General features: G+C 65.4%; 9 protein-coding genes. 4 read left to right on the top strand and 5 right to left on the bottom strand.

Annotation, left to right across the window (positions count from 1 at the left end; translation table 11 throughout):
- Nucleotides 1-102: 102 nt before the first annotated feature.
- Both AC5P7E_RS17235 and AC5P7E_RS17230 read left to right on the top strand, forming a co-directional pair.
- On the top strand, nt 103-681 hold the full coding sequence (locus AC5P7E_RS17235) for a metal-dependent hydrolase (protein WP_012479148.1): 579 nt from the start codon (nt 103-105) through the stop codon (nt 679-681).
- Nucleotides 678-2,063, top strand: coding sequence for an FAD-binding oxidoreductase (locus tag AC5P7E_RS17230; RefSeq protein WP_012479147.1), 1,386 nt, complete (start codon nt 678-680; stop codon nt 2,061-2,063). Before AC5P7E_RS17235 ends, AC5P7E_RS17230 begins: the two co-directional genes overlap by 4 nt.
- Nucleotides 2,064-2,165: 102 nt before the next feature.
- Here the strand turns inward: AC5P7E_RS17230 and AC5P7E_RS17225 are convergent, their stop codons facing one another.
- The 4 genes from AC5P7E_RS17225 to AC5P7E_RS17210 form a co-directional block, all read right to left on the bottom strand.
- On the bottom strand, nt 2,166-4,166 hold the full coding sequence (locus AC5P7E_RS17225) for an acyltransferase family protein (RefSeq protein ID WP_087802842.1): 2,001 nt from the start codon (nt 4,164-4,166) through the stop codon (nt 2,166-2,168).
- A gap of 271 nt (nt 4,167-4,437) precedes the next feature.
- Nucleotides 4,438-4,941 carry a fimbrial protein gene (locus tag AC5P7E_RS17220; RefSeq protein WP_012479145.1) on the bottom strand — a complete coding sequence of 168 codons (504 nt, stop codon included), beginning with the start codon at nt 4,939-4,941 and terminating at the stop codon, nt 4,438-4,440.
- A complete protein-coding gene (locus AC5P7E_RS17215) occupies nt 4,938-7,424 on the bottom strand; it encodes a fimbria/pilus outer membrane usher protein (protein ID WP_223846469.1) in 2,487 nt (828 codons plus the stop codon). Before AC5P7E_RS17215 ends, AC5P7E_RS17220 begins: the two co-directional genes overlap by 4 nt.
- A gap of 86 nt (nt 7,425-7,510) precedes the next feature.
- Complete coding sequence (locus AC5P7E_RS17210; RefSeq protein ID WP_158230244.1) at nt 7,511-8,482, bottom strand: fimbrial protein; 972 nt, start codon at nt 8,480-8,482, stop codon at nt 7,511-7,513.
- Between the two features lie 198 nt (nt 8,483-8,680).
- Between AC5P7E_RS17210 and AC5P7E_RS17205 the strand changes: the two genes are divergently transcribed.
- Entirely contained in the window at nt 8,681-9,196 is a 516-nt protein-coding gene (locus AC5P7E_RS17205; RefSeq protein ID WP_043033817.1) for a fimbrial protein, read from the top strand.
- 56 nt (nt 9,197-9,252) lie between these two features.
- A complete protein-coding gene (locus AC5P7E_RS17200) occupies nt 9,253-9,975 on the top strand; it encodes a fimbrial biogenesis chaperone (protein WP_012479141.1) in 723 nt (240 codons plus the stop codon).
- A 113-nt stretch (nt 9,976-10,088) separates the two neighbouring features.
- Here AC5P7E_RS17200 and thiL read toward each other — a convergent pair whose 3' ends face one another.
- Nucleotides 10,089-11,051 (bottom strand): thiamine-phosphate kinase, encoded by a 963-nt coding sequence (thiL, locus tag AC5P7E_RS17195; protein WP_080334762.1) that lies wholly within the window; start codon nt 11,049-11,051, stop codon nt 10,089-10,091.
- Nucleotides 11,052-11,070 lie beyond the last annotated feature (19 nt).

Genomic DNA, 11,070 nt, shown 5'->3' with positions numbered 1-11,070 from the left:
GTTTGCTTTGGTAGAGGCCGACCTTGGTCGGCGCTTCTGTGCCAACCAAGGTTGGCAGCTACCAAAGCGCAGCCTGGCCGGCACGACCATGGTGCGTGACTGATGCCTTCGATCATCACCCATGCCGCTGTGCCTCTGGCGCTGTGGTGCGCCGCGGATCGTGGCCGCATTCCGGCATGGCTGCTGGCCGCCGGTGTGGTCGCCGCGATGCTGCCCGATGCCGATGTACTGGCCTTTGCCCTGCATATTCCCTATGCCGATGCGTTCGGCCATCGCGGTGCCAGCCATTCGTTGTTGTTTGCCGGGGTGTTGGCCGCATTGGCGGCGTTGTGGTCTGCATTGTGCCAACCCAGGTTGGCACCTACCAAGGCGCGGCCAACGGTGGCATCGACCATGCAAGCCACCGTGTTCGTCTTCATCTGCGCGGCCAGCCATCCCCTGCTCGACGCCATGACCTCCGGCGGCCTTGGCGTTGCCCTGGCCTGGCCGTGGAGCGAACAGCGCTTCTTCGCCCCGTGGCGGCCGATCCGCGTTTCACCGTTTGCCCCGCAGTTCTTCAGCGCGCGCGGCATCGCTACCCTGCTCTCTGAACTGCGCTGGGTCTGGCTGCCGCTGGCCGGCGCCGTTGTTGCCTGGAAACTGATCCAACCCGCTCCTGCTGCCCCACGAGATCTGTCATGAGTACTGCCCTGCCCGCCGCATTGATTGCCGAACTGTCTGCCCTGCTGGGCGCGGAGGGCTGGCGCATGGATGACAACGCGCTGGAGGCGAACGCGCAGGACAACTCGTGGCGCCACCAGCGCCCCGCTGCCGTCGCGCTGCCCGCCAGCGTCGAACAGGTGCAGGCACTGGTGCGTGCCTGTCGCGTGCATGGCGTAGCGCTGGTCGCGCGCGGCGCCGGCACCGGCACCACCGGTGCAGCCGTGCCGTTGCCGGGCAGCATCGTGTTGTCGTTCACCCGCATGGACCGCATCGTGGAGATCCGTGCCGGTGATCGCTGCGCCGTGGTGCAGCCCGGCGTGCTCAATGGAACGCTGCAGCAGGCGCTGGCGCCACATGGCCTGTTCTGGGCACCGGACCCATCCAGCGCGGAGATCTGCAGCGTGGGTGGCAACCTGGCCTGCAACGCCGGTGGCCCGCGCGCGGTGAAGTACGGCACCAGCCGCGACAACGTACTCGGTCTGGTCGCCGTCACCGGCACCGGCGAGGTGATCCGCTGCGGTGGTGCCTACACCAAGGATTCCACCGGCTACGACCTCACCCACCTGCTGGTGGGCAGCGAAGGCACGCTGGCGCTGATCGTGGAAGCCACCCTCAAGCTCACTCCGCTGCCGGTCAGCCAGGCCGGGCTGCGCGTGTTGTACCGCGATGCGGATGCCGCCGCAGCCGCCGTGTCGCGGTTGATGTCGCAGCCGGTGGTACCCACCCGCCTGGAATTCATGGACGCACGCAGCCTGGAGCTGCTGCGGCTCAATGGCGCCGATGTTCCGGAGGCCGGTGCGATGCTGCTGGTCGAGGCCGATGGTGACCACGACACCCTGCCCTATCTGTTGCAGGCATTGGCCAGCGCCGCCGAAGGCGACGGCATGATCGAGCTGGACGTGGCGATGGAAGGCCGCGCGCGCGACCAGCTGTGGGCGGCGCGCAAGGCGCTGTCGCCGGCACTGCGGACGGTCGCGCCCGGCAAGATCAATGAAGACGTGGTGGTGCCAGTGTCGCGCATTCCGGAACTGGTGGCCGGTGTACAGGCATTGGCGCGCGACTACACGCTGACCATCGTCACCTTCGGTCACGCTGGCAACGGCAACCTGCACGTCAACATTCTTTACCACCCGGACGACGCCGACGAGAACGCACGCGCGCATGCCGCACTGCCGAAGATCTTCGAACTGACGCTGTCACTGGGCGGCACGCTGTCCGGCGAGCATGGCATTGGTTTGGCCAAGCGCGATTTCATGGCCCAGGCGTTCAGCCCGGCCACGCTGGCGACGATGCGCGCGATCAAGGCCGCGCTGGACCCGGACGGCATCCTCAATCCAGGCAAGGTGCTGCCGCTGGCATAGGCCGCGTGCACTCCTTTAGGGCCGAGCCCATGCTCGGCTGCTCGTCGTCCCGGTCCCGATCAAGCCCGCGCTGCGCGTGGCAAGCCGAGCGTGGGCTCGGCTCTACAAGGACTTGTCGCTTGCACTATCGATCAGCGTCTGCCGGAAGCTGGGCAGCAGCACGCGGTTGCCATGCCCACTCAGGTGATCATTGTCGAAGAACAGCGGTTCACCCTCTTCCACCGCCGAGCAGGTCTGCGGCCCGCACAGCAACGGTAGCGGGTCCCACACCGTGAGCCATGGATAGCGCGCCGCCAGCTCGGCCAGCAACGCCATCTGCGGCGCGCGCAGCCTTTCCAGATCGGCACGCGGCATGCTCAGGCCACCGGCACAGGCAGGATTGCGGCGGTTGAACCAATCCGAACAACGGTAGGCCCCGGCCTTGAACAACGGCAGCGGTGCATCCACAACCACGTGCACGGCCAGCTCCTGCAAACGCCCAAGAACACGATCAGCCTCGTCACGCGCGGCCTGTGCATGGGCCGGGGTGCGCTCGTCCAACAGCTGTTGATAGATCTGTTGTGCATCCTGGCGCTGCCAATCGAACCCACGCAGCTCCGGCATGCGCAATGCTGCCAGCAGCACGATGTCACCCGGACGCGCCTCACGCTCGATATTCGACAATGCGTTTTCAATGAAGTCCCGACAGTCGGCCGGGCTGGCCCGCAGTAGATTGACGAAGCTGCAACCACCGCGGTCATCCTGGCGCATCTCCATGCCGGTCTGGCGCGCGACCATGCTGGTCATGGTGCGGTAGGCCGCCGCATGCGAATCCCCCACCACGAACAGGCGCCGCCCTTCGAGCGCCGGCGCGCTCACCGGCTCCAGCGACCGCCATGCGGGATAGCGACGCGCCTGCCATGCGTAGCCATCGCGGGTAACGCTGAGCGAGATCTGCTCGTGGTATTCCACCGTAGCCCACGCGCCTGCGCCGCATAGCGCGACCACTGGCAGCCCCATCGCCAGCACCTTGGCCGGTGCCAGCCGCAGCAGCGGCGCCGCACTGCGCAGCGGGCGCTCGATGAAGTGGTAGGACGCGGCCGACACCGCCAGCAGCAGTACCGGATACAGCCACAGCGCAGCACCGTGCAGGCCGCAGGTCCAGCGCAGCAGCACCAGCAGCGGCCAATGCCACAGGTACAGCGAATAGGACAGCCTGCCCAGATACGCCAGCGGCGCGCACCCCAATGCGCGGCCGATGCGCGATGTACCCGGCGCCGACACACTCGCCAGCAGCATCAACGTGCCAGCCACGGTAGCCAGCACGCCCGGAACCGGCATCGCCAGCTGCGGTGCAATCACCACGCCTGCACCCAGCAGCGCCAGACCGGCCACGGCAACCGCATCCCCGTTCTGGCCCGGCGTGCGCGTGCGCATCCACTGGTACAGCAGCGCGCCCGCGGCCAACTCCCAGAACCGTGCGGGCAGCAGATAGAACGCCGCCGCCGGTGCCGTTTGCGCCTGCCAGCCTGCCCACGCCAGCGACAGCAGGGTCAACACCGGCAACAGCCAACGCGACCATGGCCAGCGCTCACGCCCACGCAACCACACGAAGAACAGCAGCGGGAAGACCAGGTAGAACTGCTCCTCCACGCCCAGCGTCCAGGTGTGCAGGAAAGGGTTCAGTTCCACGCCGGGTGAGAAGTAATCGTCCTGCTGACCCGCCAGCACGATGTTGCTGAAGCCGATCAGCGCGGCCCAGCCGGTCTGGTCGAACTGCTCGTTGCGCCACGCGCGGGGAATGAACAGCGCCGACAGCACAAAGGTCGCCATCAGCATCACCAGCAGCGCCGGCAACAAGCGCAGCACGCGGCGCCGGTAGAAATCAAGCAGCATTGCGCCCAGCGACGCATTGGCGCGCGAGGCCAGCGACTGGCTGATCACGAAGCCGGACACCACGAAGAACAGATCCACGCCGGTGAAACCGCCGGGCAACCACGCCGCATTGGTGTGGAAGACCACGACGGCCAGCACCGCCAATGCACGCAGGCCATCGATGGCGGCGTTGTGGGAACGTTCGGGAGGGGACATGCGCGTGGTCAGTAGCGAGCGATCCGGCAGCATCGCCACCGGCTGCACAGTCACTCAATGGACAATCACGACAGATGGGGCCTTCGTTCAGATACAGTCAAGACTTCGATCCTGCCATCTGCTTCTCCGCGCGGTGTACCCCAGTCGACTGACGACCATTCCCCCCCTCGCCGGCACATCGGCAAGGCGAGATAGGTCGTCATTGCCGTACGCGCACGTCATCCGGCATGGAGGTGAAGCATCCATTCGCAATGGCAAGCTCATTGGAACCTGAGTTCTTCCCCATGCAGCGACTGGATGAAGACTACTGGTAGGTTGCTGTGATGGTGATCTCGGTCTGCACCGAGCCCGCGTTGATACCACTGGTGGAGGGCAGGTAGTAGCCCGCACGCAGCGTGTAGCTGGCCGTCGCTCCAGTCACTATGACAGGAATGTCCTTGTCTCCCTTCTTCAGAGGTGTCGATCCGCTCGCGCCTGCCAGCAGCACAATGGAAAGGCCCTTGGCGGGCTCGCTCGTCGCCGTGTTTTTCCACCGCAGGGCATCGCCCTCCGCAGCGGTCCCATCAAAGGAAAGCAGTGCCTTGGTGACGCCGATGCATCCGGTGAAATTCAGATTGCTGGTCTTGAGATTGTTGTTGCCCACATTGAGTGCATCGGCCTTGACGCTGTCGAGCGTGATGGCGGGGGTGGCCAGCGCACAGGTACCCGGCAACACTCGGCCACTGATGGAAAGTGTCTGGCTGCTGGCCGGCGATGCGGCCATCAGCAATGCAAGCATGGCCGGCAGATGACGGTACTGATCGATCATGGAGATTCTCCTGGAGCAAGCGAAGATTGAATGTCAGGACCTGGAATCGCGGTCTCTACCCGCAACCCGGCGTCGCCCATTGGCGTGCACAGCGCCTGGGTCCAGGACAGGCCATAGGCGTCAGGTTTGGCGGGCATGCGGTACAGCAGTCGACAGCGGCTGGGGCCATCGGCATCGACGATCAATGCTCCTTCATCCTGGGCACCGCGCAGATGAATCACGCCCCCCTGCCCAACGGCTCCGCGCGGCGTGCCGTTCTCCTCCTGCACGCGCGCGGCAAACGGCAACGGCTGCCCAAGCGCGTCCGTCGCATCGATGAACAAGGAGCGCTCGCGTCGCACTTCGAACGGAACACGTACGATGCTGCCCGCTGTCGGCGCGATGCGCCGGGAGGTCTGTAGGAGTTCCACTTCCAGCGGCAAACCGGACGGGTCAAGATCAATGCGGTTCCAGCGGTAAGGGCTGATGTGCGGCAGCAGCGCATAACCACGGCGATCAACACGGAGATCAGCGCCGGCTCCGATGCGGGCGCCGTGCGCGCCGGGCGCCTGCACCAGCGCAAATCCCTCTCCCACTGGCTGCCCCAGGGTGATCCCACCACGGTGCAAGGCGATGCTGCCGGCGGCCCCCAGCGTGTGACTGCTGAAATGCCCGGCTCGGGTGAAGCCCGCGCTGAGATGTGCGTAGCGGCCTTGATAATCGGCGAATGCAGTGCTGCTGCGTACCCCGCCCGCCCGCTGCTCTCCAGACAGTGAATAGTTGAGCGCGCGACGCTCTCCCACCGCACCTGTCAGGCTCAGCTGGGCCTGGCCTCCACCGTCAGAGCGACCCACGCGGGTGCTGGTCCGCTGCGTGCTGCCGTGGGATCCCAAGGGCAGACTGACCGTGAGGTCGTAGCGGGTGTCCTGACGACCGTTTCCCTGCCGGAAACGCATGACGGATACGCCGTAGTTGACCTTCCCCGCAACGGTATTGAAGCTCAGCTGCAGATCATTCTGGCGCTGCGTGCTGTCCCAGTACGCGACGTGGCCGCCGTCGAGATGCAGGCTGCTGCGCTCCCCGATCCTCTGTGAGAAGTTCAGCTGGTAGCGCTGGCGCGCACGTCCCACTGGATGCCACTCGTCCGAGCGGGCCGTTGCCAGATCGTGCAGCGTGAGGAAGCCCCGGGTGCTGTAACGATACGCCGCAAGCCCGAAGTTGGTGCCACTTTCTGCCAGGTAGCGCTGATAGTTCACCCGGTAGCTGTTGCCGATCAGGGGCCGCCCGTCCGCCTGGCGGGCGCGCGAATGGGTGACGTCCATGCCCAGCGCGCCGACAGGAGTGTTGACCGCCACCCCCAGCAGGCCGGCACCGTATCCTTCAGCCAGCTGCAATCCCCCGAGAGCTGTCAGTCGATTGTTCAGTCCATGCGCATGGGTGGCCTCGGCGAAGCCCAGCCGCTGCAGGACGTGACGGCCTCTTAGTGCACCGGCGGTCACGCTTGAGCGGGACGTACCCGCGCGCAGCGCCTGTGGCACCGCCGAGAAGCTGACGGTGAACTGCTGCTGCCGGCCATCGGCTTCCATTACGATCACCTGCAGGTCACCACCAAAGTTGGTGGGATACAGATCGTCTATCGCGAACGGCCCTGGAGCGACGTTTACTTCATGGATGACAACACCGTCCTGCTCGATGCGCACCACTGCACTGCTGTCGGCAATGCCACGTACCACCGGTGCATATCCGCGCAGTGAATCAGGCAGCATCCGTTCATCACTGGCGATACGCACCCCCGTGAACGGCACACTGTCAAACAGCTGCCCACTGGTGTTGCCCTCACCCAGCAACAGCTGGCTGTTCCACCCGGGAATGTCACGCTGGGCGTAACTGTTGATGGTGGTACGGCGCACCTGCCCCCGCGCATGGTTGAAGGCGGTGCGATGGCGGAAGCGCCAGCTCCCGATGTTCGCACCCATGCGCAGGCCGAGGTGGCTGCGATCGACGCCTGCACTACGGCCATGGCTGGCGCTGTAGTCCACGAACAGGGCGTTGATGCCTGGATCACGTAGCTCAACCGGCACCAGGCCTCGTGCCGCCCTCGCCTGTGCAGCCTGCGGCACGGAGATCAGCAGCTGCAGCGTGCCGCTGTCGAATGTCACTGTTGCCCCCGCGATCACGGACGGCAGGTCGATACAACCCGTTGCCCGCTCCAGCGCCATTCGATAGGTGGCCTGCAGTTCCAGCTCCCGCAGCAGATCCGCAGACAGGCAGGCACCCGCCCGGTCAGGGTCGTCGCCCGCTACGAAGGTGATGTCGCGTGTCTGCAGGTACTGGCCGTTGACCAGCACATCAACGCGGTAGTCGCCTGCGGGCATGGGGTTGCCGCGCACATAGCGACGCATATCGATGGTTCGCCCACCCACGAGGAAGCCGTCACTGAATTCAAGGCCCGTTTCGGTCTCCGCGTGGGCAGGTAACGCCAGTCCCGACAGAGCGAATGCCATGGCCGATGCAAGCCGTGAAGCACACAGACCTGGACGCGGCGTAGTGGAAGGGATCATGCCCGCATTCCATTCATGCGCGACGCACCTCAGTAGTAATCTGCCAGCAACGTTGCTTCACCACGTATCGATCCGGTGCGCAGCGTCCCGGTCGTGCGCAGGTAGCGCGCACTGAATGGAACCGGCAGGGCACTGCCTGATGCGGCGCCATGGGTCCAGGGGGCTTTCATCCGCACAGGATTCCCTCCACTGAGGATCTGCACTGCCACACCATTGGCGGTACTGCCCGGCGCCGCCTTCAGCGTGTTTGACGTGCTGGCAGGATCGTGAACGTCCACCAGCTCCAGAACCAGTCGGCGCCCGGAGGCGGCACAGCTGACGCGCACATTGAACGACTTCTCGCCCGCGCTGCCGTTGCGCTGCAGGGTTACCGCGTCCACCGGATCCAGGTCGACGTTCTGCGGAGTGACCGCGCAGGTCTGGGCACGAAAGCGGAAACCAAGGTTGAAACGATGGAACCCACCCGTGCCGCCAGACGTCGTGCGCAGGGAGCCCGCAGGCCGGCGGGCCACGTCGTGCATTGGTCCGCCCCGTGAGAACGCGATGACCTGCACGGTGACGTTCTTTCTTGCTCCATTCAGCGAGTACCGGCTCGGAACACCGTCGCGCAGCGGAACGCCACCTTCCTCGACCTCCTCGATCGGGCATTCGGGATCGGATATTTCGCAGCCACCATAGCTGTAGCTGAAGGCCAACAAGGGCGAGGTGGAATCCATTTCGTAGGCGGCAATCGCGCGGCTCCCCCAGGGCACGTCGCGAACGTACTTCATTCCGGTCAGCTGAAGCAGCTCCTCCATCTGCGTTTCACCTGCGTCGCAGACCAGGGTCAGCATTCCAGAATGGAAGCCCAGAGTGATATCGGCACGGTCGGTAAAGGCGACGTCGAAAACGTGATCGAGCTGTGCGTCGCCCCCCGGTGCGCGGCAGGTCGCGCTCGCACTGAAAGCAACCGTCGCTCCCAACAGGGCGAGGCAGCCAGCGTATGCAGGACAGAGCGACATCATTGGCATCTACTGGGGCAAAGGCGGGGACACGCACCGTACGCGCTTGCCGAGCCATCGCCCATGCAGAAAGTTGCAATTGCCGCAATGACGGGCTTTTGCAACATTCTTCATATCGTTGGGGACTACACCCGGACAGACTCCCGCCAACCCACGACATCGCTGTCGTGCAGGATTCCATTGCAGAGAGAACAGTCCATGCCCCTTCAAACGCAACTGCTGTGCGGGGCCTTCCTGGCCCTGACGATTCCCTCCCTGGCCCACGCCGAGCGCCTGGAAATCACCGGATCGCTGGAAACGTCCACCTGTACGGTCGGCACGACCGGTGGCGCGATCACCGTGCCGATGGGCAAGGTTGATCTTGTCTCGGTGAACGCGGCAACACGTGCAGGCCAGAAGAACTTCACCATCAACCTTGACTGCAGCGGCTCCGGTGCCGCGCAGAAGGTTGGCGTCCGCTTCGGTGGTACGCAGCATGACAGCACCGGCAATCTCGCACTGACAGCGGCCTCGACAGCACGCAACGTCGGGGTTGCGCTGTATGACGCGGACGACAATCACCAGCGCATCGGTGATGACCCGACGCGGTGGCTGACGATTGCCGCCGGTGGCAGTGGACAGCTGACGTATAGCGCCTGGTACGCATCGCCCTCACAGAATGCGCAGGCCGGGCAGGCCAACGCATCCGGTGACTTCGTCGTTCTCTACGACTGACTTCCGTGGCAGCCTGGCCGGATGCGCCAGGCTGTCGTCGTCCAGCGAGGCGCCGCATGAAATTCTCATTCCTTTCGGGGCTGTCCGCGTTGCTGGCTGCCCTATTCGCCCTTCCCGGCCAGGCCGCCGTGACACTGCAGGGAACCCGCATCGTGCACGATGCCGCCAAGGGCCGCGATGTCACAGTGAAAGCGAGCAACGTCGGCGAGCAGCCTGCCATGACCCAGGTCTGGATCGACGATGGCGACAGCCACGCACGACCGGAAGATGTACGCACGCCCTTCCGGCTGACGCCGGCCGAACCGCGCCTGCTGCTGTCACAGCATGCCCAGGCATTTCGCATCACCTATGCACCGCGCCCCTCGGATCCGCCGGTGCCCATGGATCGCGAGTCGGTGTTCTACTTCAATCTGTTGGACATACCGCCCAAGCCTTCCGGAACTGCAGACCGCAACCTGCTTCAGTTCGCAGTGCGCACGCGGGTGAAGCTGTTCCATCGCCCGGCAGGGCTGCCGGGCAATGCGCGCGATGCAGCAGCTGCCCTGCTGTGGTCCGGCGATGGCGATGGCCTGCAGGTGCGTAACCCAAGCGCGTACCACGTGTCGCTGAGTTCGTTGACGCTTGCCGACGGCCGCAGCGTCGAGGTGGACATGATCGCGCCGGGAGCACAGGTACGCTATGCACTGCCGGATGGCGCAGTCATCCCAGCGTCAGTGTCATTCACATGGCTGGATGACTACGGCACACCTCGCGATTCGGAAGCCCGCGTTGAGCGGTAGACCCGTGTCGCTGATGCAGAGCCGAGCTTGCGCCCACCTTTCATGTATTGCGTAGAAGCAGCCGAGCATGACTCGGCTCTACAGGATACGAATCGTGTGCAGACCTTTGCCGGTCACGCGAAGTGCTGGTAGCCGCCGTCGGCGGCTTCGCCATCCACGTGCACGCCTTGCCCTTCGGCAATGCGGCCGATGCGGGTGAGCGGCAGGTCCAGCGATTCGGCCAGGTAGTGCAGTGCGTCGCGCTGGTCGGCGGCGGCGGTGAAGCACAGTTCGTAGTCGTCGCCACCGCGCAGTGCGCAGTCGCGTGCATCGTCGCGGCCGAGCAGCTCACGCAGCGCGTGCGAGATCGGCAGCGAATCGGCATCCACATGCGCGGCCACGTTGCTGCGTGCGGCGATGTGGCCCAGGTCGGCCAGCAGGCCGTCTGACACGTCCACCGCCGCATGCGCGAACGCACGCAGGCGCAGGCCGAGGGTGACGCGCGGCGTCGGCCGCAGCAGGCGCAGACGCAGGCTCTCGTAGTCGGCCAGCAACGTGGCGGTGGCCAGGTTCAGCGCGCCCTGCTGCCACAGGCGCAGCGCACCGGCGGCATCGCCCAGCGTGCCACTGACCCAGATGTCGTCGCCCACCTGCGCGCGGTCGCGGCGCAATGCCTGGCCACGGCCGACCTGTCCCATCGCAGTAACCGACAGCGACAGCGGGCCACGCGTGGTATCGCCACCAATCAGTGCAATGTCATGCTGGTCGGCGAGGGCGAAGAAGCCATCGGCGAAGGCCTCGATCCAGTCTTCAGAGGCTTCCGGCAGGGACAGCGCCAGCGTGCACCACGCCGGGCGCGCGCCCATCGCGGCGAGGTCCGACAGGTTGACCGCCAAGGTCTTCCAGCCAATGTCGAAGGCCCGGGTTTCCACCGGGAAATGCACACCGCTGTTGAGCGTGTCGGCGGTGACCACCAGCTGTTCGTTGGCCCGCGGCTGCAGCAGCGCAGCGTCATCGCCGATGCCGAGCAGGATGTCGTCGCGCTCGAGGGTGCGGGCGCGGATACGGTCTATGAGGGCGAATTCGGCCAGGGACATGGGGCGTTCCGGCGGGTTG

The organism is Stenotrophomonas sp. YJH_SMC_25, assembly GCF_059369595.1.
This window is presented reverse-complemented; position numbering and strand designations above follow the sequence as displayed.